The organism is Enterobacter cloacae subsp. cloacae ATCC 13047 (assembly GCF_000025565.1).
GTDB lineage: Bacteria > Pseudomonadota > Gammaproteobacteria > Enterobacterales > Enterobacteriaceae > Enterobacter > Enterobacter cloacae.
The window spans coordinates 5,205,025-5,227,511 of record NC_014121.1 but is presented as its reverse complement, the minus strand read 5'-3'; the positions used below and the strand labels follow the sequence as shown (position 1 = coordinate 5,227,511).

At 56.6% G+C, this 22,487-nt stretch carries 22 protein-coding genes; 14 read left to right on the top strand and 8 right to left on the bottom strand.

Annotated features, from left to right (window positions below):
• Nucleotides 1-255: 255 nt before the first annotated feature.
• The 6 genes from fdhD to ECL_RS25345 all read left to right on the top strand — a co-directional run bounded on the left by fdhD (nt 256) and on the right by ECL_RS25345 (nt 6,313).
• Complete coding sequence (gene fdhD / locus ECL_RS25370) at nt 256-1,092, top strand: formate dehydrogenase accessory sulfurtransferase FdhD (RefSeq protein WP_013099353.1); 837 nt, start codon at nt 256-258, stop codon at nt 1,090-1,092.
• Nucleotides 1,093-1,206: 114 nt separating this feature from the next.
• Nucleotides 1,207-1,419, top strand: coding sequence for a YdgH/BhsA/McbA family protein (locus tag ECL_RS25365; RefSeq protein ID WP_013099352.1), 213 nt, complete (start codon nt 1,207-1,209; stop codon nt 1,417-1,419).
• Nucleotides 1,420-1,825: 406 nt separating this feature from the next.
• The gene (locus ECL_RS25360) at nt 1,826-2,524 is read left to right on the top strand and encodes a DUF1120 domain-containing protein (protein WP_013099351.1); all 699 of its coding nucleotides are present in this window, start codon (nt 1,826-1,828) and stop codon (nt 2,522-2,524) included.
• Nucleotides 2,525-2,598: 74 nt separating this feature from the next.
• Nucleotides 2,599-3,282: a fimbria/pilus chaperone family protein gene (locus ECL_RS25355; protein ID WP_013099350.1), complete on the top strand. Its 684-nt coding sequence runs from the start codon at nt 2,599-2,601 to the stop codon at nt 3,280-3,282.
• Between the two features lie 20 nt (nt 3,283-3,302).
• A complete protein-coding gene (locus ECL_RS25350; protein ID WP_013099349.1) occupies nt 3,303-5,732 on the top strand; it encodes a fimbrial biogenesis outer membrane usher protein in 2,430 nt (809 codons plus the stop codon).
• Nucleotides 5,723-6,313: a DUF1120 domain-containing protein gene (locus ECL_RS25345; RefSeq protein ID WP_013099348.1), complete on the top strand. Its 591-nt coding sequence runs from the start codon at nt 5,723-5,725 to the stop codon at nt 6,311-6,313. The genes ECL_RS25350 and ECL_RS25345 overlap by 10 nt, the downstream gene beginning before the upstream one ends.
• A gap of 39 nt (nt 6,314-6,352) precedes the next feature.
• On the opposite strand, the gene ECL_RS25340 is transcribed toward ECL_RS25345, so the two are convergent.
• Entirely contained in the window at nt 6,353-6,676 is a 324-nt protein-coding gene (locus tag ECL_RS25340) for an AzlD domain-containing protein (protein WP_013099347.1), read from the bottom strand.
• A complete protein-coding gene (locus tag ECL_RS25335) occupies nt 6,676-7,335 on the bottom strand; it encodes an AzlC family ABC transporter permease (RefSeq protein ID WP_013099346.1) in 660 nt (219 codons plus the stop codon). Before ECL_RS25335 ends, ECL_RS25340 begins: the two co-directional genes overlap by 1 nt.
• Before the next feature lie 101 nt (nt 7,336-7,436).
• On the opposite strand from ECL_RS25335, the gene ECL_RS25330 reads away from it, so the two are divergent.
• From ECL_RS25330 to ECL_RS25315, 4 genes are all read left to right on the top strand, one after another.
• Nucleotides 7,437-7,985 (top strand): helix-turn-helix domain-containing protein, encoded by a 549-nt coding sequence (locus ECL_RS25330; protein ID WP_013099345.1) that lies wholly within the window; start codon nt 7,437-7,439, stop codon nt 7,983-7,985.
• Complete coding sequence (locus ECL_RS25325; protein ID WP_255250413.1) at nt 7,904-8,998, top strand: LacI family DNA-binding transcriptional regulator; 1,095 nt, start codon at nt 7,904-7,906, stop codon at nt 8,996-8,998. Before ECL_RS25330 ends, ECL_RS25325 begins: the two co-directional genes overlap by 82 nt.
• Nucleotides 8,999-9,102: 104 nt before the next feature.
• Nucleotides 9,103-11,226: an alpha-galactosidase gene (locus ECL_RS25320; protein WP_044159123.1), complete on the top strand. Its 2,124-nt coding sequence runs from the start codon at nt 9,103-9,105 to the stop codon at nt 11,224-11,226.
• A 44-nt stretch (nt 11,227-11,270) separates the two neighbouring features.
• On the top strand, nt 11,271-12,548 hold the full coding sequence (locus ECL_RS25315; protein ID WP_013099342.1) for an MFS transporter: 1,278 nt from the start codon (nt 11,271-11,273) through the stop codon (nt 12,546-12,548).
• On the opposite strand, the gene rhaM is transcribed toward ECL_RS25315, so the two are convergent.
• The 5 genes from rhaM to rhaB form a co-directional block, all read right to left on the bottom strand.
• Nucleotides 12,536-12,850 (bottom strand): L-rhamnose mutarotase, encoded by a 315-nt coding sequence (gene rhaM, locus ECL_RS25310; protein WP_013099341.1) that lies wholly within the window; start codon nt 12,848-12,850, stop codon nt 12,536-12,538. The two genes, ECL_RS25315 and rhaM, sit on opposite strands and share 13 nt — an antisense overlap.
• Nucleotides 12,847-13,995, bottom strand: coding sequence for a lactaldehyde reductase (gene fucO / locus ECL_RS25305; RefSeq protein ID WP_013099340.1), 1,149 nt, complete (start codon nt 13,993-13,995; stop codon nt 12,847-12,849). Before fucO ends, rhaM begins: the two co-directional genes overlap by 4 nt.
• A 46-nt stretch (nt 13,996-14,041) precedes the next feature.
• Nucleotides 14,042-14,872 (bottom strand): rhamnulose-1-phosphate aldolase, encoded by an 831-nt coding sequence (gene rhaD, locus ECL_RS25300; protein WP_013099339.1) that lies wholly within the window; start codon nt 14,870-14,872, stop codon nt 14,042-14,044.
• A gap of 116 nt (nt 14,873-14,988) precedes the next feature.
• Nucleotides 14,989-16,248, bottom strand: coding sequence for an L-rhamnose isomerase (gene rhaA / locus ECL_RS25295; RefSeq protein WP_013099338.1), 1,260 nt, complete (start codon nt 16,246-16,248; stop codon nt 14,989-14,991).
• Nucleotides 16,245-17,714: a rhamnulokinase gene (rhaB, locus tag ECL_RS25290; protein ID WP_013099337.1), complete on the bottom strand. Its 1,470-nt coding sequence runs from the start codon at nt 17,712-17,714 to the stop codon at nt 16,245-16,247. The genes rhaA and rhaB overlap by 4 nt, the downstream gene beginning before the upstream one ends.
• A gap of 301 nt (nt 17,715-18,015) precedes the next feature.
• On the opposite strand from rhaB, the gene rhaS reads away from it, so the two are divergent.
• Nucleotides 18,016-18,852: an HTH-type transcriptional activator RhaS gene (gene rhaS / locus ECL_RS25285; protein ID WP_013099335.1), complete on the top strand. Its 837-nt coding sequence runs from the start codon at nt 18,016-18,018 to the stop codon at nt 18,850-18,852.
• 73 nt (nt 18,853-18,925) lie between these two features.
• On the top strand, nt 18,926-19,774 hold the full coding sequence (gene rhaR, locus ECL_RS25280; RefSeq protein WP_013099334.1) for an HTH-type transcriptional activator RhaR: 849 nt from the start codon (nt 18,926-18,928) through the stop codon (nt 19,772-19,774).
• Here rhaR and rhaT read toward each other — a convergent pair whose 3' ends face one another.
• Nucleotides 19,775-20,809 (bottom strand): L-rhamnose/proton symporter RhaT, encoded by a 1,035-nt coding sequence (rhaT, locus tag ECL_RS25275; protein WP_013099333.1) that lies wholly within the window; start codon nt 20,807-20,809, stop codon nt 19,775-19,777.
• A 288-nt stretch (nt 20,810-21,097) separates the two neighbouring features.
• Here rhaT and sodA point away from each other — a divergent pair, with 288 nt between their 5' ends.
• Both sodA and yiiM read left to right on the top strand, forming a co-directional pair.
• Nucleotides 21,098-21,718 (top strand): superoxide dismutase [Mn], encoded by a 621-nt coding sequence (sodA, locus tag ECL_RS25270; protein ID WP_003861999.1) that lies wholly within the window; start codon nt 21,098-21,100, stop codon nt 21,716-21,718.
• A gap of 66 nt (nt 21,719-21,784) precedes the next feature.
• The gene (yiiM, locus tag ECL_RS25265) at nt 21,785-22,459 is read left to right on the top strand and encodes a 6-hydroxyaminopurine reductase (protein WP_013099332.1); all 675 of its coding nucleotides are present in this window, start codon (nt 21,785-21,787) and stop codon (nt 22,457-22,459) included.
• Nucleotides 22,460-22,487 lie beyond the last annotated feature (28 nt).

Below are 22,487 nucleotides of genomic sequence, written 5' to 3'. Positions count from 1 at the left end.
GTCGGTACGCCTGTTCCAATGGCGTTAATACAAAGTGAACGTATTATCACCGTGTTGATTATAAAGTGTGATATCAATCACATTATTAACCACGCATGTTACAGGGGTGTAGCATGGCGCCGGTTGCACCTCTCCAGAATGAGTAGGTAAACTTGAGGCGGTTGGGTGCTGAAAAGTTGATCCATACTATGCGTAAGGCCTGTGGTTTATGCTGCAATAGCAGGCTCACCTCCGTGGTTGTTCAGGAAAACCGTTGTGTCTAAACAAAACCGTGCTACCCACTCGTCACCGCTGCCAGCAGGCATTGTGGAGCTGTCGGTGCATCGACCCCCTCACATTACCCACGCCACGCCCGATTTTCTGGCGGAAGAAGTTCCCGTCGCCCTGGTGTACAACGGCATCTCGCACGTTGTGATGATGGCGTCGCCAAAAGATCTTGAACTGTTCGCCATCGGGTTTTCGCTCTCGGAAGGCATCATTGCGCATCCGCAGGACATTTACGGCATGGATGTGGTTCAGGCCTGCAACGGTCTGGAAGTGCAGATCGAACTCTCCAGTCGTCGCTTTATGGGGCTGAAGGAGCGTCGTCGCGCGTTGGCCGGGCGAACAGGGTGCGGCGTCTGTGGCGTTGAGCAACTGAACGATATCGGCAAACCGGTCACGCCGCTGCCCTTTACGCAGACCTTCAATCTGGCCAACCTCGACCACGCGCTTGCCCACCTCAACGACGTGCAGCCCATTGGTCAGTTGAGCGGCTGTACGCATGCGGCGGCATGGGTTCTGCCATCAGGCGACATCGCCGGTGGGCATGAAGACGTGGGACGTCATGTGGCACTGGATAAACTGATGGGGCGTCGGGCGCGGGAGAGCGATCTCTGGCAGCACGGCGCAGCGCTGGTTTCCAGCCGCGCCAGCTACGAGATGGTGCAAAAGTCTGCGATGTGCGGCGTCGAAATCCTGTTTGCGGTCTCGGCGGCAACGACGCTGGCGGTAGAGGTGGCAGAGCGTTGTAACCTGACGCTGGTCGGCTTCTGCAAACCGGGAAGGGCTACCGTTTACACGCATCCTCAGCGTTTAATTGTTGATCAGTAATTTTGAATGATATTAGCAAATCCTTCCGCTTTTAGTTGTCGGTCATGAGGTCTAGTATTTATCTCATCAAGGCACGGTGCCTTATCAAAACAACTTAACGAAAGGGTTTATATCATGAAAAGCATCAAAACTTTTGTCGCTGTAATCGCTCTGGCTGCTTCATTCGGTTCTTTCGCTGCACAGACTGTCACCGCTTCCGCCTCCACGCTGGATGGCGCAGAAGCGAAAATCGCCGCTCAGGCTCAGGAAGCGGGCGCGTCCTCTTACAAAATTACTCAGGCATTCTCTGGTAACCGCGTACATATGACCGCGGAACTGAACAAATAAGTTGTGTTGCCACTGTCCCTTGCTCTTCGGAGCGGGGACAGGTGTAAACATAAAGCCATCCTGCTTCTCGCTTGCAAAGGCGATACTTCCCCCCCTCTTCTCAATTGTTATTCCTGTTTAACGCTTATCGTTAAATAACCCTCTTAAATAATTTGTCTGATAAGACTGTCGATAACATAATTCCCTTCAATGCTTTTAAGCCGCTGGCGCTATTTACATTCATATTCCAAATAATTGATCTTAATAGTTAAGGAATTCCTCAGGTCTAAATCCTAAAGATGGGTCAGACAATTGATAGCGGTTATTGATGCTGGTATTTTCCGGCAATTAATATTGCTTATCGATACCCTCGGCCAAATGTTGGCATTTGGCTTTCTTTTGTATTTCACCTTAATAAGGAAATTGAATGAACGCATTGATCAAAAAAGGAATGCTGGTTACAGCGTTAGCCATGTCGGTTAATACAGCTATGGCTGCACAAAGCATTGATATTAAAGTAACAGGTAAAATCCTTCCATCCTCATGCACTCCAGCCTTCCCAAGCGGTGGCGGTGTGGCTGACTTTGGTACCATGAAGGTTGCCTCACTCAACTCGACCAGCATGACCCCGCTGACGGAAATGAAAGAAATTCCTGTTGCCATTACCTGTGAAGAAGCCACGCGTGTTGCTGTGAAGTTTACCGATTCGCGTGATGACTCTTCACCCACTGAAAAAGTCGTAATGGGTAATGGCTTTACCGGTTCGCCATCTACTGTGTTTGGTCTGGGAATGTATAACGATAAAAAAATTGGTGCCTATGCATTAGCGTTATTCCGTACTCAAGGTGCAAACACTAACAGTAATGGGGACCCGCTTTATCCATTGGCGAGTATAGATGGTGGAAAAGGCTGGGTTGTTAGAGGCGCCGACTATATGCAAATTTACAGTGACAATTCTGAAATTTATGCCTTTGCTTCAGATAAAACGAGTGGCGCGCCTTCTGCAGAAAGCAAGATCAACTTTAAGGTTGCTGTGAGCGCCACAATCAACCCAACCAACGATTTAAACGTCACGGATGAAGTGACGCTGGACGGTTTAACCAACGTTGAGCTGGTTTACCTCTGATTATCACAGTGCTGATAATTCACTGCTCCTCTGATTAGGGGAGCAGTTTCCATCAATATTAACGGACTAATATTATGATTCTCTCTAAAAAAACGTTGCTCTGCGTTTGCCTGCTTTCGTCGTTGCAGACATTTGCCGCCGGTATGGTGCCAGATACTTCCCTGCTGTTGATTAACGAAGACGAGCGGGGAGCGAGCATGGATGTGAAAAATAGCGACGATACCGCCCAGCTTCTTTATACCCGTATTGTCGATTTACCGGATGATCCCACACCCGGTGTTATTGTTACTCAACCGGTGGTGCGTGTAAATGCCGGTAAAACGCAGCGTGTCCGCTTTGTCTTAAAAGACAGCGCGGAAAAATTAAAAACAGAACACTTAAAACGCGTCATTTTTTCCACTATTCCGCAACGAGAGCAGAATAAAGTGAAAATGGTGTTCAGCCAGAATCTCCCGGTCATTATTCACCCGGCGGGTCTCGACGTGAATATGGAGCCGTGGAAAGATCTGCGCTGGCAGATTAAAAATGGCAACCTGACGGTGGTAAACGATACGCCTTATGTGGTGCGTATGGAGCAAAACGCCACATTATTACCGTCACGAATTAAGGTCAAATTTGACAAAAGCTATATTCTTCCCGGCCAGACGATGATAGCGACGTCAGAAAACAAAATATCCGGGCAGAATAACAAGGTAGAAATGTACCCTGCTACCCGCTTTGGCTATAAAGCCAGTTCTTACGTTGCTGAAGTAAAATAATAATACCCGACGGAGTGGCCATGAAAATTTCCCCCTGTAAAACAGGCGTGCTGGCATTTTGCCTGAGCGCGGTGGCATTCGGAATTCGTGCAGAGATTCTGCCAACGGCAGCGCCCACTATGGAGCTGGCAAGAGCGTTTTTCGATACCCAGGCGTTAAAAGAGAATGGCCTCGATCCGGCTATTGCTGACTATTATGCCGTCGCCCCGCGATTCATGCCGGGTTACCATAATGTCACCGTGCTTATTAACGGCAAAAAGCGCGGCATTATGCCCGTGAAATTTAATGATGAAGGTCTTCCGTGTATTGATGGGGAATTTCTGGACGCCGCCGGATTATATAAAAAACTCAAGCGTGAAACGTGCCCTTCAATTCACCAGTACTGGAAAAACGCAACGGTCGTCACTTCTCCAGACGTAGACGAAATTTCACTGGTTGTTCCGCCGGAGGCCATTAACCCGGAAAGTGGCCGCCAGGTGGCTGACGTGCGTGGCGGACGCGCGGCTATGCTGAACTACTCCATGTTTGGCACCCATTACGACTTTGATGATGATAAGTCCGATCGTTTTCAGTCTTCGTTTGAATTTGGCTTTAACGCAGGCGACTGGATTGTGCGCAGTTCGCAGTTTATCAGCGACGGCAGCGACATGTCGTTCGAGAGCGAATCGCTCTACACCTACGCACAACGCACCTTTACCGACTACGGCGTGATGGTGCAGGGCGGGCAAATTAACATCGCCAACAGCCGCTTCAGTATCCCCGGCATCTATGGCGTACAGATGATGCCGGATAACGCTCTCCTGCCGGGCTACAGCAGCGGTATTGAGGTGAGCGGTATTGCCCGCAACGCCCAGGCGCGCGTGGACATTCGCCAGGGTGGACAGCTGATCTTCTCCACGCTGGTGCCAGCCGGGCCGTTCACCTTAAGCGATGTGCCGGTTGCTAACCTGAACACGGATTTAAAGGTCACGGTGACAGAAACCGACGGCAGCGAAAGCCATTTTACGGTTTCCGCCAGCACCTTCCGTAGCAACCACGTGGGCCGCGCGCCGGGGTTTTCACTGGCCGTCGGGCGTGCAGAGGATATGGAGACAAACTTTACGCAGCCGTGGATTGTCGCCGCATCAAACGGCTGGTCCATTAATAACCGGATGAACTTTCTCGCCGGCATGGTGATGGCAGATAACCACTATTACGGTTTCTCCGCCAACATTGACACCGTGCCGATGCAGCATATGTATGCCTCGCTGGGTTTTCTCGGCTCCATTGATAACCTCTCGCAAACCGACGGTAACAAAACCACGCTGGATCTCGGCTACGCCTTACCGTGGGGGCTCGGCCTGTCCCTTGGCGGGAGCTACGGTACGCCGAAGTATCGTGAAATGCAGGAGTTATACAGCGATGACGATGACTACTCGACCACGAAATACGACACCAACGTTGGCGTGAGCTGGTCGAACCCGACGCTGGGCCGTTTCTCTCTGAGCTATTACAACAACCAGACCTGGAACAGCGAATACGACAGCCGCCGCATCATTTCGTCATGGTCGCGGTCGTTCCGCTATTTTAACGTCAGCGTAAACTGGGAATCAGACATCAGCCACGGTGATAAGTACACCAGCGACAGCGATATGTTTTATGTGAACGTCTCTGTGCCGCTGGGCCGCACCGGCGTTTCCACCAACAGCTGGTACCGTGAAAACGAGGGCAAAGCCTCTTACGGGACCCGCGCCATGGGGTCATTTAACGATGAAAACACCTACACGGTGGGCGTCTCTCAGGATCACGATGACAGCGTAACCAACTGGGATGGTTCGCTGAACAGTAACCTGCACTACACCACGCTCGCGTTGGGGATTGGCGGTGACAATGAAAGTAACCGTAACTCCTCGATCGCACTGAGCGGCGGCATTGTCGCGCACGGTGATGGCGTCACCTTCTCACCTTATCCGGTAACAGATACCTATGCGGTTGTGGCGCTGGACAAGCCCGTTGCCGGGGTGGCGATAGGTACCCCGCGCGGTAACGTCTGGACGGACAAATGGGGCAGAGCGGTTGTGCCCGCCCTGACACCGTTCAGCGAAAGTACGGTTGAAATAGATACCCAAAGCCTGCCGGGCAATGTGGACGTCAGCAACGGTCATGCGTCGCTGAAGGCCTCCCACGGAGCATTTGCTCACTGGAAGTTCACCACGCTGAGCCAGCGCCGCGTGCTGCTGAACATTACGCGCGCGGACGGCACGCCGTTACCGAAAGGCGTCTCTGTCGTGAACGGGAAAGGGGAGTACATCACCTCTGCACCGGAAGACGGCATCATTTTCCTGAATGATATTTCCGCCAGCCAGACGCTGTATGCGAAGCAGGATACTGGCCGTTGCACGCTGAGTTTCACCTTGCCGGAAGCGGATCCCACTCAATTCTACGAGGAGATAAACGGAAAATGTCTCTGATTATTCGTCGCACGTGTTTACTGCTGCTGGCCTGCGTCGCCCTCAGCCATGCTCCCTTCGTCCTGGCAGAAGAAGAGTGTCAGGTGGTTTCGTCAGTAAAGAGTATCAATAATGGTCTGCTACGTCGGGAGGCGATGCGCGAGGTCAGCACGGATATTGCCGGAAAAACGTACCGGGGTTATGCCTCGTCAGAACGTGAGATCCAGGTGTCGGTGATCTGCCCGGACGCGCGCAAGATCCGTCTGCAGGTGGACGGCCCGGCCCGTGGAAATAAAGCGTATCGCTTTAGCGACAACGGGGTGCTGAAAATCACGGCGAAAGAGGCCCGCATGGATAATGGTGCCGTGCAGCTGGCGGCCGTGCCGCGCGGCGCGGCGCAGGTCACCGCGGGTGCAGCGGAGGTTACGCTGCCACCGGATACGTCGCTTGTGGCGGTGAACGGCAGCGAGGTGGCGGGAAAACAGCTGGTTGTTATGCTCTCGGTGGTCACTTATCTCAACGATAACGCGTTCAGGATCGGCAACACGGCGGAGCTCGAAGAAATGCTGACGGTGAATTACGTTACCCTCGCGGCGCAGTAAACGCCGCCTTGCCCGACGGACGCGTGCTGTCGGGCTTTTTTATGCCATGCCCGCCAGACGCAGCAGCGCCGTAACGACCGCCGCCGCCACGATCACCACAATTAACGGCATTTTTCGCCAGGCCAGAAACACCGCAAACGCCACGCCCAGCACCCGCGCCATTCCGGCGAAATGTTCCCCTTCACAGAAGGTGGTCGCCAGCGCCACGGAAAACAGCAACACCGTTGCCGCATCCGACAGCAGCGCCTGAGATCGCTCGGACAGCGCCAGTCGGCTACCCAGTTTCGCCCCGCCAAGACGCATCAGATAGGTCCCTGCTGACAGAATGGCGATACCGAGGATAAAGAAGGTCATGTTTTCCATTATTTTTTCCTCGCGGCGAGACCGAGTAAAGAGAGCAGTACCGGTAAGCCCACCGGAGCGAACGGTACGGCGGCCAGCGACAGGGCGGCGCCGCTGCAGGCGCGGATAAGCGTGGTGCGGTTTTTAAACGCCGGAACCACTAAGGCCAGCAAAATGGCCGGAAATACCGCGTCCAGCCCGATGGTTTCCGGGGCCGGCAACAGTTTTCCGACCATGGCACCCAGCAGGGTACCCAGCGGCCAGAGGATGGCAACGCCCAGGCCGCACAGCCAGTAGGCCGTTTTGCGCTGCTCCGGGGTTTTTTGCGACAGCCCAAACACCACGCTTTCGTCGTTCATGATGTGGCAGCCCAAAAAACTTAAACCGCGTTTACCCACCAGCTCGCGCACCGTAACGCCAAACGGCACATGGCGGGCGTTCACCAGCAGCCCGGCCGCGGCCGCCGCCAGTGGGTTACCCCCGCTCGCCACGATACCGATAAACATAAACTCCGAGGCCCCCGCCAGCACGGTAATAGACAGTACAAACGGTACCCACAGCGGGAAACCGTAGGCCATCGCCAGCGAGCCGTATGACATCCCCACCACGCCAACGGCGAGGCAAACGAGGATAATTGCTTTGATGGTGTCGCCTTTCAGGCAAGAGAGAGAACGTTTCATACAATTTTAGCCATATCGAACGTGTATCCATTATAATGAACGGATCAGATTCGGTTTACAAGATGAACGAATCGTTCGATTTATAGAACAAGAGGCCGTTTATGACGCAGCCAATCAGCGTGATCGCCAAAAGTCTGGTGCGAGAACGCCTGCGAACCGGACTTTCACTGGCGGAAATTGCCCGCCGTGCCGGTATCGCCAAATCCACACTTTCGCAGCTGGAGTCCGGCAATGGCAATCCCAGCCTTGAGACGCTGTGGTCGCTATGTGTGGCGCTGGATATTCCCTTTGCACGGTTGCTGGAGCCGCAGCAGCCGACCACGCAGGTGATCCGCCGCGGTGAAGGCACAAAAGTGGTCGCCGGGCAGGCCAATTACGAAGCCATTCTGCTGGCGGCATGTCCCCCGGGTGCGCGGCGCGATGTCTACCTGCTCATCACCCAGCCAGGTGCCGATCGTATTTCCCAGCCCCATTCACCGGGGTCAGTTGAACATATTATTGTGACCCAGGGCCGGGCGCTGGTCGGTCTGCTTGATGCCGCTGAGGTGCTGGAGGCAGGGGATTACATTTGCTATCCCGCCGACGAACCGCATATCTTCAAGGCCCTGGAGCCAGACACCTACGCGCTACTGGTGGCGGAACAAAATTAACCAGGAAACGGAAACGCATGTCGCTTAAAGCTATCGCCAAAGAACTGGGGCTTTCGGTTACCACCGTCAGTCGTGCCCTCAACGGATATGACGACGTCTCCAGCGAGACGCGCGCCCGCGTGGAAGCGGAAGCCCAGCGACGCGGCTATCGTCCTAATACCTTTGCCCGTCGTCTGAAGATGGGCAAGATCGACGCGGTGGGGCTGGTTTTTCCGGTACATCCTGTTCCGCTCAATAACAGCGTATTTATGGACATGGTCGGCGAAATTAGCCACGAACTTGCGCGACATGAAATCGATCTCCTGCTGATTGCCGATGACGATCTGGCCGATAAACACAGCTATATGCGCATGGTGCAAAGCCGTCGCGTGGATGCGCTGATTGTGGCGCACACGCTGGATCACGATCCGCGCCTGGAGCAGCTTCAGGCTGCCGGGTTCCCCTTTCTGGCTCTCGGACGCAGTCAGCTGCCGCAGCCCTATGCATGGTTTGATTTCGACAACTACGCCGGTACGTATCAGGCCACCCGCTGGCTGATCGAAAAAGGCCATCAGCGTATTGCTTTGCTCGGCGAAAGTAACAACCAGGCGTTTATCACCCAGCGTCGCCAGGGGTATCTGGATGCGCTGCGTGAAGCCGGGCTGTCCAGCGAGTGGCTGCGCGCCATGCCGCCTTCCCGCCGGGTCGGCTACGCCACAACAAAAGAGCTGCTCTCTCTGCCGCAACCCCCCACGGCCATCATCACCGACTGCAATACCCACGGCGACGGCGCGGCAATGGCGCTGGCACAGCTTGGTCGTTTAACCGGCGAGAATGCCGTATCGCTGGTGGTCTACGACGGTTTGCCCCAGGACAGCATCGTCGATATCGACGTGGCGGCGGTGATCCAGTCTACCCGTCAGGGCGTCGGGAAACAGATTGCCGATATGGTGCGCCAGCTGATTAACGGCGACGACATCGACACACTACAGGTGCTCTGGCAGCCGGAATTCTCCCCAGGCCAGACGGCGTAAACCACGCAAAATTCCAAAGCCGATCACAGAACCGAAACGTTTTGGTTTGTATCCGAAACGTTTCGGATCAACACTCAGGACATCCCGATGACTGGAGATGTCTGATGCAAGATTCCGTTTTTCGACTCGTAAGCAACACGGTGGACGTGGTGATAAAAACGCACCCGTTTGCCGAAATTCTCTACTGGGGGCCGCACCTTCAGCACTTTTCGCCGCAGGATGCCGCTACGCTCGAACGCCCGGTGGCTAACGGCAGGCTCGACGTGGATTCCCCGGTTACGCTGATGGCTGAACCTGGACACGGCCTGTTTGGTTCACCCGGCATTGAGGGGCACCGGCAGGGGCTGGATGGTTCCCCGGTTTTCAGCACCACCGACGTGCAGCAGCAGGGACAAACCCTGACGATAACGGCAGAAGATGAACACGCGGGCCTGCGCCTGACCAGCGAGCTGGCGCTGGACGCCAGCGGCGTGCTGGTCGTGCGGCACGGCGTAACCAACCTGAAATCGCAGGCGTGGCAGATGGACCGTTTTGCCGTCACGCTGCCCGTGGCGGAGCGCGCCCGGGAGGTGATGGCGTTTCATGGCCGCTGGATCCGTGAATTCCAGCCGCACCGCGTCATGCTGGAGCATGACAGCTTTGTGATTGAGAACCGCCGGGGTAGAACGTCTCACGAACACTTCCCGGCGCTCATTTCAGGCACGCCGTCGTTCAGCGAAATGGACGGCGATGTCTGGGGTGTGCATCTGGGCTGGAGCGGCAACCATCGCCTTCGCGCTGAAGCCAAAACCGATGGCCGTCGCTATCTGCAAGCGGAAGCGCTCTACCTGCCAGGAGAGATGGCGCTGGAAGAGGGACAAACGCTCTGGACGCCACGCCTTTATGCGAGCTACTCCGCGCACGGGCTGAACGGCATGAGCCAGCAGTTTCACCGCTACCTGCGCGACAACATCATCCGTTTCCCGGAAAACAAACCGCGTCCGGTCCATCTCAACACCTGGGAGGGGATCTACTTCAACCATGATCCGAACTACATCATGCGTATGGCTGACGAGGCGGCCGCGCTGGGTGTGGAACGCTTTATCATCGACGACGGCTGGTTTAAAGGGCGCAACGACGACCATGCTGCGCTGGGTGACTGGTATCTGGATGAGAAAAAATACCCGAACGGCCTGCGGCCAGTGATCGACCATGTCAAAAACCTCGGGATGGAGTTCGGCATCTGGATTGAACCGGAGATGATCAACCCGGATTCCGATCTCTACCGCGCGCACCCCGACTGGGTATTGGCGTTGCCCGGCTACCGGCAGGCCACAGGACGTCATCAGCTGGTGCTCAACCTGAACATTCCGCAAGCGTTTGATTACCTGGTGGAGCGCATGAGCTGGCTGCTGGGTGAGCATGCGGTTGATTATGTGAAATGGGATATGAACCGCGAGCTGGTGCAGCCTGGCCATAACGGCAGAGCCGCCGCCGACGCGCAGACCCGCCAGTTTTATCGACTTTTAGATGTGCTGGGCGAGCGTTTCCCGCATATTGAATTTGAATCCTGCTCCTCCGGTGGCGGACGAATCGATTACGAGGTGCTGACCCGCTGCCATCGCTTCTGGGCGTCCGACAACAACGACGCGCTGGAGCGCAACGCTATTCAGCGCGGCATGAGCTACTTCTTCCCGCCGGAGGTGATGGGCGCGCATATCGGTCATCATAAATGCCACGCGACGTTCCGCCAGCACAGCATTGCCTTCCGCGGCCTGACGGCGCTGTTTGGCCATATGGGACTGGAGCTGGATCCGCTCACCGTCGATGAGAAAGAGCGCGAAGGTTATCGCCATTACGCTGCGCTGCACAAGCAGTGGCGCGAGGTGATCCACCACGGCACCCAGTGGCGCGTGGATATGCCGGACGCCACCACGCTGGCACAGGGGATCGTGAGCGAAGACAAGTCGCAGGGACTGTTTATCGTCAGCCAGCTCGCGATGCCGGATTACACCCTGATGATGCCGCTGCGCATGCCGGGGCTGGAGGCCAGCGCGCAGTACCGTATCTCGCTGCTCGATCACCCGAATATTCAGATTACGGGAGAGGGCGGGCACACCATGCGCAAGCTGCCGGCATGGATGGAGACACCGCAAACGGTGAGCGGTGAGTGGCTGATGCAGGCGGGTATTGCGCTGCCGATTCTCGATCCGGAAACCGCCATTCTGATTGGTGTGGAACGCGTGTAAGGGTGACGGGCCGGGAAACTGGCCCTCCGTTGAGGATAAAAATAATGAACACAACAACCTGTACCCACAAAGACAACCCTAACTTCTGGATCTTCGGGCTGTTCTTCTTTCTCTACTTCTTCATCATGGCCACCTGTTTTCCGTTCTTGCCTATCTGGCTGTCGGACATCATCGGCCTGAACAAAACCCATACCGGCATTGTTTTCTCCTGCATTTCGCTGTCGGCTATCGCCTTCCAGCCAGTGCTGGGGGTGATTTCGGACAAGCTGGGGCTGAAAAAGCATCTGCTGTGGATTATCTCTGTACTGCTCTTTCTGTTCGCGCCCTTCTTCCTGTACGTCTTCGCGCCGCTGCTGAAAACCAACATCTGGCTGGGCGCGCTGAGCGGCGGGCTGTATATCGGCTTTGTTTTCTCGGCCGGGTCCGGGGCGATTGAGGCCTATATCGAACGCGTGAGCCGCAACAGCGCCTTTGAATATGGCAAGGCGCGCATGTTTGGCTGCCTCGGCTGGGGGCTGTGCGCCTCAACGGGGGGCATCCTGTTTGGTATCGATCCGTCATACGTTTTCTGGATGGGATCGGCGGCGGCGCTGTTGCTGATGCTGCTGCTGGTGGTCGCAAAGCCGAAGCCCAATCAAACAGCACAGGTGATGAATGCCCTGGGGGCCAACCAGCCGCAGATCACCGCGAAAAAGGTCTTTAACCTGTTCCGTCAGCGCAGAATGTGGATGTTTATTCTGTACGTGATTGGCGTAGCCTGCGTCTATGACGTTTTTGATCAGCAGTTCGCCACCTTCTTCAAAACCTTCTTCGCCACGCCGCAGGAGGGCACTCGCGCCTTTGGTTTCGCTACGACGGCGGGGGAGATCTGTAACGCCATCATCATGTTCTGCTCGCCGTGGATCATTAACCGCATTGGCGCGAAAAATACGCTGCTGATCGCCGGGTTGATTATGGCGACGCGCATCATCGGCTCGTCGTTTGCCACCACCGCCGTGGAGGTCATCGCCCTGAAAATGCTGCACGCGCTGGAGGTCCCGTTCCTGCTGGTGGGAGCCTTCAAGTACATCACCGGCGTGTTTGATACGCGACTCTCGGCCACTATCTATCTGATTGGCTTTCAGTTTGCCAAACAGTCAGCGGCCATTTTCCTCTCCGCCTTTGCCGGAAATATGTATGACCGGATCGGCTTCCAGGAGACGTATCTGATGCTGGGCTGCTTCGTGCTGGCAATTACGGTGGTGTCGGCGTTTACGCTCAGCAGCAGGCAGGAGATAGCCGCTGCCGCGGGCGCGGCAGCGTTAACCAGTCAGTCCAGATAAAACACCTCTTCCAGCCCGGTACTCACCGGGCTGTTGTCCGGGTTCGACGGCATAACATCACGCATGTGTTTCCACCAGCGCTGGCAGACGTCGGTATTCGCGACCGCGTTCCAGCGCTCCTCCGATTCAATCTCTACGGTGGCAAACAGCAGGTTACGTTCCCGGTCGAGATAAATGGCGTAGTGGTGCGCGCCGTGGTCCTTCAGCACCGCTTCCAGCTCGGGCCAGATGGGGTTGTGGCGACGCGCGTACTCCTCGTGCGCGTCCGGGTTTACCTGCATTACAAAGGCTTTGCGGATCATAATGCCTCCAGATACAGCTCGCGCACCTCGTCGCGGCTGGCGGTGCGCGGGTTGCATGGCGCGCACGGGTCGGCGAGGGCTTTATCCAGCCAGCCTTCGATATCGGCTTTAGTGACACCAAGCTGGCTGAAGCCGGACGGAATGCCGACGCGGGCGCTCAGGTCGCGAATCGCCTGAATCGCTGACATGCTGGCCGCCTCGTCGCTCATGCCGCGCGTGTCGACGCCCATCGCCTGCGCCACGCGAGCAAACCGTGCTACGGCGTTCGGGCGGTTAAAGTTTTCGATGATCGGCAGCAGGATGGCGTTACACACGCCGTGCGGCAGATTGTGCGTCGCGCCCGGCTGGTGCGCCAGGGCATGCACGAGGCCGAGGCCAGCACTGTTAAACGCCATGCCCGCCAGATACTGACCAAACGCCATCTGCTCGCGTGCTTCCAGGTTATGACCGTCGTCGACCGCTTTGGGCAGCCACAGGTTAATCAGGCGAATTGCTTCCAGCGCGTTGGCATCGGTCAGCGGGTGCGCGCCAACGGACACATAGGCTTCAATGGCGTGCGTTAACGCATCCATTCCCGTTGCGGCAGTGACGGACGCAGGAATATCCAGCATCACGCTGGCATCATCCACGGCGATATCCGGAATGATGTTCGGGTCGATGATCACCTCTTTCACCTGACGCGCGGAGTCAATAATCACCGCGTTGCTGGTCATCTCCGCCGCCGTGCCTGCGGTGGTGTTAATCGCCACCAGCGGCACGCCCGGGTTTTTCACCTTGCCGACGCCGGAATAATCGGTGGACGGACCCGGATTGGCGGTGAGGATTTTAATCGCTTTGGCGGTATCAATCGGGCTGCCGCCACCAAAGGCGATAAGATAATCACATTCCGCGTCCCGGTATGCTGCATAGCCTTTTTGCACCAGCGCCTCCGTCGGGTTGGGAAAGACCGCGTCAAACAGCTGATATGACATCTGGTGCGCATCCAGCGCGGTAAACAGACTGTCCAGCAGGCCCAGCTTCACCAGCTGGCCGTCGGTGACAATCAACGCTTTGCCCCACCGTTTGTTCGCCAACAACCTGACCATGTCGCCAATAGCGCCCGCGCCGTGCAGGCTGATTTTTGGCAGTGCCAACATAAAGCTCATGATAATTCTCCTTAACTATCGCCCGGACCGTCCGGTCAGCGAGGGTTTATGCATATATTTCCAGCGCTGAACGGAGCGGGGTTACGCCGAAGCGCTTGCCGAGCGCAATAAGTTCTTCACGGGTAATGGTTTGCTTCATACCGCCCATGGAATAAACCTTTACCAGCACTTCAGCGGATTTCTCGGCGGTGTCGATCAGGCCGAAGGTTTCATCAAGCGTAGGGCCGCTGCCGAAGACGCCGTGGAACGGCCACAGCACCAGCGAATGTTTTTGCATATCTCTGGCGGTCGCCTGGCCGATTTCGTCGGTGCCCGGTACCATCCACGGCAGAATGCCGACCCCGTCCGGGAAGACCACCAGACACTCGGTGCTGCCTTCCCACAGCTTGCGGGTGATGAAGTCAGAGCTGTTTTCCAGCACGTAGGTCAGGGCGATCAGGTTGGTGGCGTGGCAGTGCATGATCACGCGGTCTTTGCCGTTGGTCGCCTTAATGCGCTCGCAGTGGGAGAGGAAGTGCGCCGGCAGTTCAGAGGTGGGTACCGCCTCATCGGTCAGGCCCCACAGGATGTGGTAGCCCGCGCCGTCGCTGTCCACTTTCACCACGCCAAGGTTGGCCTCAGGATCAAGCTGGACGTTACGGAAGAACTTGCCGGATCCGGTGACGATAAACGGCGTATTGGCGAGCAGCGGCATGGGCTGGTTCAGGGCAATATAGCGCGGCTTCTGGTGGAAATCGGCGGTGTAGGGTTCGATATCTGCGTCGTCCAGGCGCAGCGTCAGGTTGCCGCCGTTACGCTCGTCCCAGCCCTTCAGCCAGGCATCGGAGGTGGCTTTGATCATGCCCTGGACGAACCAGGAGGTGGTGATGGTCTGCATAGTTTTCTTTTCCAGTTATCGCGGTGAGGTGAAATCCCTCACCCCAGCCCTCTCCCACAGGGAGAGGGGGTAAAAGTTCCCTCTCCCTTTGGGAGAGGGTTAGGGTGAGGGCAAAATTACCCGCGCTGACTTAACACGTCTTTCTCATACGCCCGCACGTTTTCCAGCCACTGGATGCCTGCCGGCGTGTCGTTACGCTGGCAGTACATCTCCCACACGGCCTGCCACGGCAGGGATTTCTGCTCTTCCAGCAGCGCCAGGCGCGCGGTGTAGTCGCCGTTTGCTTCCAGCTGTTTCAGCGCTGCGGTTGGCTCCAGCAGCGCACGCAGCAGGGCTTTTTTCATATTGCGGGTGCCGATCACCCATGCCGCGATGCGGTTGATAGAGGCGTCAAAGAAGTCGAGGCCAATGTGCACGCGGTCAAACAGGTCATGACGGATGATTTCGCTGGCAATCGCCTGGGTTTCGTCATCCAGCAGCACCACGTGGTCGCTGTCCCAGCGCACCGGACGGCTGACGTGCAGCAGCAGGCGCGGCACGAAGAGCATGGCGGCGGAGATTTTGTCGGAGATCACTTCTGTGGGGTGGAAGTGACCGGCGTCCAGGCACAACGCGGTCTGGCGGCTGGTGGCGTAACCCATGTAGAACTCGTTCGAGCCGACGGTATAACTCTCCGCGCCAATGCCGAACAGCTTGCTCTCCACCGCGTCGATGTGGTGTGCCGGGTTGAGTTTTTCGCTGATGGCCTCATCCAGCGCGGCCAGCAGGCGCTGGCGCGGGGCGAGACGGTCGACGGTGATGTCTTTCATGCCGTCCGGGATCCAGATGTTCATCACCGACGGCGTGCCAAGCTGCTCGCCAAACCAGGCCGAGACGCGGCGGCAGGCTTTAACGTGGTCGATCCAGAACTGACGGATCTCGTCGTTGGCATGCGCAAGGGTAAACCCGTCCGCGCTCAGCGGGTGCGAGAAGCAGGACGGGTTGAAGTCCAGAACCAGCTTGTTGGCTTTGGCCCATTTCACCCAGTTTTTAAAGTGCTCCGGTTTGATTGCGTTACGCGCCACCGGCTCGTCGGACTCCAGATAGATCGCGTGCAGGTTCAGGCGTTTTGGCCCCGGGATCAGACTCAGCGCCAGTTCCAGATCCGCACGCAGTTCGGTGGCGTTGCGCGCTTTGCCCGGATAGTTACCCGTCGCCTGAATGCCACCCGTCAGAGAACCGCCCGGGTTCTCGAAGCCGGCGACGTCATCGCCCTGCCAGCAGTGCATGGAGACCGGCAGACGGTCGAGCTGGCGCAGCGCCGCGTCGACATCCACGCCGACGGCGGCGAAACGCTGTTTAGCCAGGTCCCAGGCTTGTTCAAGTTGAGTGGTCATGCGCAAAGCTCCTTAGTCAGTCGTTTTTGCTGAAACTGCGCCCGGTAGCGGGCAATTTCATGGCAGGGATTAGGGATGAAGGTGGTCAGGCGGGTATTTGCGGTGACCACCGAACGGAATTCGTCGACGTCTGAAAGTTCGTCCAGAGTCATCAGTTGAATACCGATGTTGCCGAGCGTTGAGGCCTCCACCGGACCCGCCACCACGGTGATGCCGCAGGCATCGGCGCAGAGCTGGTTCAGCAGCTGGTTCTGGCAGCCGCCGCCCACGATATGCAGCTGGCTGAACGGTTTGCCGCGAAGGCTCGCCAGCTCGCTCAGAACATCCGCGTAGAGCAGGGCCAGGCTGTCAAAAATGCAGCGCGCCAGCTCGGCAGGACGGGAAGGCACCGGCTGACCGGCTTCGAAACAGGCGGCCTGGATTTCGGCGCTCATATGCACCGGGTTAATAAAGCGGTCGTCGTTCGGGTTGATCAGGAACGTACAGGCCTTCAGCTTTTCGGTCTCTGCGATAAGCGCAGGCAGGTCGGCAATGTGTTGCTCTTTCAGCATCCTCTGGAGCAGCCAGAGCCCCATGATGTTCTTCAGCACGCGGTAGCGGCCTTCGGCACCGCCTTCGTTAGTGATGTTTGCTGCCATCGCGGCGTCGCTGGTGTACGGCGTTTTGCTCTCAAAGCCCATCAGCGACCAGGTGCCGGAAGAGAGATAGGCCGCGTCTTTACCGGCCAACGGAGATGTAATCACCGCGCTGGCGGTGTCGTGACTGGCGACGGCGACCACCGGGATTTCATTCCCCTGCGGGCAAATCCAGTAACCGATTACGTTACCCGGATGGGTCGGCGTGCCGAACCAGGAAGGCGAAGCGCCGGTCCAGGCCAGCAGGATTTCATCCCAGCTGTCGGTGTTAATGTTGACCAACTGCGTGGTGGTGGCGTTGGTGTATTCCCAGTTCATGTTGCCGGTCAGCCGGTAGCTTAAGTAGTCCGGGATCAGCAGCGCGTGCGCCACCTTTTTGACCAGCTCCGGCTGCTGCTCAACCAGCGCGCGCAGCTGATACAGCGTGTTAAAGGGCAGAAACTGAATGCCGCTGCGGCCATAGATGTTGTCCTTGCCAAGCTGCGCGATGGCCTGTGTCATCAGCCCGTCGGTGCGGCTGTCGCGATACGAGACGGGCAGGCCGACGCGGTCGCCGTGGCTGTCGAGCAGAACGTAGTCCACCCCCCAGGTATCAATGCCAATGCTGTCGATGCGAATGCCGTCGTTGCAGACGTTGTTCAGTCCGGTGCGGATCTCCGCTTCCAGGGCATCAATATCCCAGGTATCAAAACCGTCCAGTTTTTGCAGGCAGTTGGCGAAACGGTGCATTTCGCGAAGCGTAAGTGTGCGCTTGCCGCAGTCCCAGGTGGCGAGCATTACGCGGCCGCTGGATGCGCCTAAATCGACAGCCACACAATGGCGAAAAGTCATGGTCAGGTCCCTTCTTAAGTCATTGGTGCTGAGTGTAAAAAAGGGAAGAAAAGACCACCTTCTCGTCACTGACAGCCCGAATCTCGCGCTGGCAAGAAAGCAAAGATGAACGTGAGGGAGTTCACAATTTCCAGTCAGGGCGGGGTTTTCGGGCAATGTGACGCTGACCGCATTTCCCGATTTTTCCGTCTGTTTCTTGAAAAATGGACAGCTTTTGCGACGTTTGCTGTCAAAAATTTAAGGTGAGTGTGGAAGGCCTTAATTACTATTTTGAGAACTTTTCTCATTGGTGGGGGCCGTTATGACCGTACTGCACAGCGTCGATTTTTTCCCGTCGGGAACGTCTCCGGTCGCGATTGAGCCACGGCTCCCGCAGGCTGCGTTTCCTGAACATCATCATGATTTTCATGAAATTGTGATTGTCGAGCATGGGACAGGCATTCATGTCTTTAACGGCCAGCCGTACACCATCAGCGGCGGTATGGTGTGCTTCGTGCGCGATCACGACAGGCATTTGTATGAACATACCGACAATCTGTGCCTGACCAACGTGCTCTATCGTTCGCCGGACGCGTTCCAGTTTCTGTCGGGGTTGAACAAGCTCCTGCCTCAGGAGCAGGATGGGCACTACCCGTCTCACTGGCGGGTGAATCAGTCCACGTTGCAGCAGGTGCGCCAGCTGGTGAATCAACTGGAGCAGAGCGAGGACGGGCAGGAGACCCATGCCATTGCCACCCGCGAGCTGCTGTTTATGCAGCTGCTGGTGCTGCTGCGTCGCAGCTCTCTGGTGGAAGGGCTGGCAAATAACGACGCGCGGCTGAACCAGCTGATGGCCTGGCTGGAGGACCATTTCGCCGAGGATGTGTGCTGGGAAACGCTGGCGGATGATTTTTCGCTGTCGTTACGCACGCTCCATCGTCAGCTCAAGCAGCACACCGGGCTAACGCCCCAGCGCTACCTCAATCGTCTGCGCCTGATTAAGGCGCGTCATCTTTTACGTCACACCGATGAAAGCGTCACGGATATCGCCTATCGCTGCGGTTTCGGCGACAGTAATCACTTTTCGACCCTTTTTCGCCGCGAGTTTAGCTGGTCGCCGCGCGATATCCGTCAGGGGAAGGATGCTTCACTTCAGTAACGCGAAGGCAATCACCGTTTTATTGCCGCAAAAAGGCTAATAATGTCCGGTTATTCACCGTAGAGGTTGTGGTGTGGCCGCTCAGTTAATTCTTCGCAAAGATGATTTTTTTGCCTCCGCGAGTCAGGCCGTCGCGGTGGCCGACCGCTACCCGCAAAATGTCTTTGCCGAGCATACCCACGAATTTTGTGAGCTGGTGCTGGTGTGGCGCGGCAACGGCTTACACATCCTCAATGACAGGCCCTACCGCATTACGCGTGGCGATCTGTTTTACATTCGCGCCGAAGACAAACACGCCTACGCCTCGGTTAACGATCTGGTGTTGCAGAACGTGATCTACTGCCCGGACAGGCTCAAACTGAACGTCGACTGGGCGGCCCATATCCCCGGTTTTCTCAATGCCAGAGGCGAACCCCACTGGCGCTTGAGCAGCAGCGGCATGGCGCAGGTGCGCCAGACGATCTCCCAGCTGGAGCAGGAGAGCCAGAAGCACGATCCGGTGGCAAACCCGATGGCGGAACTGCTGTTCGCCCAGCTGGTCATGACCCTCAAACGCCATCGTTACGCTACCGATAACCCCTCCGCGACCGTTCAGGAAGCACTGCTGGACAAGCTGATCGCCCGGCTTGCGGGCAGCCTGAACAAAAGTTTCGTGCTGGAAAAATTCTGCGAGCAGGAGCAGTGCAGCGAGCGCGCGCTGCGCCAGCAGTTCCGCACCCAGACGGGGATGACGGTGAACCACTACCTGCGCCAGTTGCGCATCTGCCACGCCCAGTATCTGTTGCAGCATACGGAGCTGATGGTCAGTGAGGTGGCGATGCGCTGCGGGTTTGAGGACAGTAATTACTTTTCGGTGGTGTTTAACCGCGAGGTGGGGATGACGCCGGTTCAGTGGCGTCATCGCAGTCGAAAGGCAGCGTAATCAGTTCGCCATGCCGAGGCCGACAATGTTAGCGGCAATGATGATCACCACGCAGCCCAGGCTCAGGACGCCCACCGGACGACGCCCGGCGTTATTCCACTCCTTCAGTACCAGCCCAACCAGTCCGCCACACAGTACGTAGAAGCTCATGTGCAGCATCCAGCTTATGTAGTCGTACTGCGGTGGAATGCTGGCGTGACCCCAGGCGTAGAAAAAGAACTGCAGATACCACATGAGGCCGCCCAGCATCGACAGCAGCACATTGGTGATGATTAAGGATTTTGCCAGTGAGAAATCGGCTTTTACCGACAGATCCTTCACTTTTGCCAGACGAATGAAGCAGAAGCCGAGGTTTACCAGCGCGCCGCCGCCCATGATCACCACGTAGCTTGGCAGCGCCACGTACAGCGGGTCGACGCCCAGCGCGGCGGCCGCTTCGTGCATAGGTTTTGCGGCGTTCATGGCGAACGACATGCCCGCCGAGAAGATGCCGCACATCACTGCCAGCAGCAGCCCTTTCTTCAGGTTAAAGTCCTCGGCTTTGATGCCCATCTTGCGCTCTTTCAGCTGACCCGCACGGGTGACGATACCCACGCCGATCACCGCGACAAGCACGCCCAGCAGCGTCATCTGCCCGCCTTTGGTGTTGAGCAACACATCGACATTGCCGTTAAGAATGGGCGTCATCAGCGTGCCGACGATCAGGGTAATGCCAATTGCGATGCCGATACCCATCGACATCCCGAGGTAGCGCATGGTCAGGCCATAGTTGATGTTGCCGATGCCCCACATCGCACCGAACAGAAACACCGGCAGCAGGGTGGAGGCACTGAAGGAGGTGAAGTAGCCCCAGAAATCCGGGAGCAGCATGGCGCTAATGGTCCACGGCAAAATCAGCCAGGAGACGGTACCGCCAACCGACCACATGGTTTCCCACGACCACCCTTTCACCTTTTTGAACGGGGCATAGAAACAGGCTGCACTGGCTGCGCCTATCAAATGCCAGAAGATACCCATCGTAATCGCATGATTCATTTTTACGTCCTCATCGTTTTTATAGCCGGTGGCTTCCCCCCGACTTGATGAGTGTAAAAATTAGGCGGTTCAGGAACCTTCAGAAGGTTGCCGCACTTTGGTTCTGGATGGCAATCAGCACGTTAACCGGGTGAGCAGACTCACAATTTTGTCATTTGGCAAAACCCAAATAACCTTATAAAAACTACGGCATTGATAATCATTTTCAATATCATTTAATTAACTATAATGAACCAACTGCTTACGCGGCATTAACAGCTGTGCCGCCCGACACTAATGGAGAGGATTATGAGTTATACACTGCCATCCCTGCCGTATGCCTATGACGCACTGGAACCGCATTTCGACAAGCAGACGATGGAAATCCATCACACTAAACACCACCAGACCTATGTGAACAACGCGAATGCTGCGCTGGAAAGCCTGCCAGAGTTCGCTAACCTGCCTGTTGAAGAGCTGATCACTAAACTGGATCAGCTGCCAGCGGACAAGAAAACCGTACTGCGTAACAACGCGGGCGGCCACGCTAACCACAGCCTGTTCTGGAAAGGCCTGAAAACCGGTACCACCCTGCAGGGCGACCTGAAAGCGGCTATCGAGCGCGACTTCGGTTCTGTTGATAACTTCAAAGCGGAATTCGAAAAAGCGGCTGCAACCCGTTTCGGCTCCGGCTGGGCGTGGCTGGTTCTGAAAGGTGACAAACTGGCGGTCGTTTCTACCGCAAACCAGGACTCCCCGCTGATGGGTGAAGCGATTTCTGGCGCATCTGGTTTCCCAATTCTGGGTCTGGACGTGTGGGAACACGCTTACTACCTGAAGTTCCAGAACCGTCGCCCGGACTACATCAAAGCCTTCTGGGATGTGGTGAACTGGGACGAAGCTGCAGCGCGTTTCGCCGCGAAAAAATAAGGTTGCATTGACGCCTGTGAGAAGCGAGTCTGTTGACTCGCTTTTTTTGTATCTGAAGGAGTAGAGATGCATTACCCGGTGAATGTGTTTACAGGCAAGGTAAGGGAATACGACGGCAGCCGCCCGAGCGCCATCGCCAAAGTGCAGGTCGACGGAGAGCTGACGTTAACCGAACTCGGGCTTGCGGGCGACGAGCAGGCCGAGAAGAAAATCCACGGCGGGCCCGAACGCGCGCTGTGCCACTATCCGCGCGAGCATTATCAATACTGGATAACCGAATTCCCTGAACAGGCGGACCTGTTCGTCGCCCCCGCGTTCGGTGAGAATCTCTCCACCGAAGGGCTGACGGAGAAGAACGTCTTCATTGGTGATATTTTCCGCTGGGGTGATGCCCTGATTCAGGTAACGCAACCGCGCTCGCCATGCTTCAAGCTTAACTTCCATTTTGGCATTAACGACATGTCCGCACGGCTGCAGAGCGCGGGCAAAACCGGCTGGCTGTACCGGGTGGTGCTGGCGGGGCAGGTGTCTGCGGATGCGCCGCTGGAGCTGGTGTCGCGCCTGAGCGATGTGTCGGTGTATGACGCCTGTGCCATTGCCTGGCATATGCCGTTTGATGACGAGCAATATCATCGGCTGTTGTCGGCGGCAGGGTTATCCACCAGCTGGACAAGAACGATGCAGAAACGCCGCACTAGTCGGCAGATTGAGGATAATTCGCGGAGATTGTGGGGGAAATAGTGCCCCTCACCCCGGCCCTCTCCCCAAA

Coding starts and splice junctions, on each gene's coding strand:
- ECL_RS25355 (WP_013099350.1), top strand. CDS start 2,599: ATGATTCTCTCTAAAAAAACGTTGCTCTGCGTTTGCCTGCTTTCGTCG.
- ECL_RS25350 (WP_013099349.1), top strand. CDS start 3,303: ATGAAAATTTCCCCCTGTAAAACAGGCGTGCTGGCATTTTGCCTGAGC.
- sodA (WP_003861999.1), top strand. CDS start 21,098: ATGAGTTATACACTGCCATCCCTGCCGTATGCCTATGACGCACTGGAA.
- rhaA (WP_013099338.1), bottom strand. CDS start 16,248: ATGACCACTCAACTTGAACAAGCCTGGGACCTGGCTAAACAGCGTTTC.
- ECL_RS25360 (WP_013099351.1), top strand. CDS start 1,826: ATGAACGCATTGATCAAAAAAGGAATGCTGGTTACAGCGTTAGCCATG.
- ECL_RS25320 (WP_044159123.1), top strand. CDS start 9,103: ATGCAAGATTCCGTTTTTCGACTCGTAAGCAACACGGTGGACGTGGTG.
- rhaT (WP_013099333.1), bottom strand. CDS start 20,809: ATGAATCATGCGATTACGATGGGTATCTTCTGGCATTTGATAGGCGCA.
- fucO (WP_013099340.1), bottom strand. CDS start 13,995: ATGAGCTTTATGTTGGCACTGCCAAAAATCAGCCTGCACGGCGCGGGC.
- ECL_RS25340 (WP_013099347.1), bottom strand. CDS start 6,676: ATGGAAAACATGACCTTCTTTATCCTCGGTATCGCCATTCTGTCAGCA.
- yiiM (WP_013099332.1), top strand. CDS start 21,785: ATGCATTACCCGGTGAATGTGTTTACAGGCAAGGTAAGGGAATACGAC.
- ECL_RS25365 (WP_013099352.1), top strand. CDS start 1,207: ATGAAAAGCATCAAAACTTTTGTCGCTGTAATCGCTCTGGCTGCTTCA.
- rhaS (WP_013099335.1), top strand. CDS start 18,016: ATGACCGTACTGCACAGCGTCGATTTTTTCCCGTCGGGAACGTCTCCG.
- ECL_RS25315 (WP_013099342.1), top strand. CDS start 11,271: ATGAACACAACAACCTGTACCCACAAAGACAACCCTAACTTCTGGATC.
- rhaB (WP_013099337.1), bottom strand. CDS start 17,714: ATGACTTTTCGCCATTGTGTGGCTGTCGATTTAGGCGCATCCAGCGGC.
- ECL_RS25335 (WP_013099346.1), bottom strand. CDS start 7,335: ATGAAACGTTCTCTCTCTTGCCTGAAAGGCGACACCATCAAAGCAATT.
- ECL_RS25345 (WP_013099348.1), top strand. CDS start 5,723: ATGTCTCTGATTATTCGTCGCACGTGTTTACTGCTGCTGGCCTGCGTC.
- ECL_RS25330 (WP_013099345.1), top strand. CDS start 7,437: ATGACGCAGCCAATCAGCGTGATCGCCAAAAGTCTGGTGCGAGAACGC.
- rhaM (WP_013099341.1), bottom strand. CDS start 12,850: ATGATCCGCAAAGCCTTTGTAATGCAGGTAAACCCGGACGCGCACGAG.
- rhaD (WP_013099339.1), bottom strand. CDS start 14,872: ATGCAGACCATCACCACCTCCTGGTTCGTCCAGGGCATGATCAAAGCC.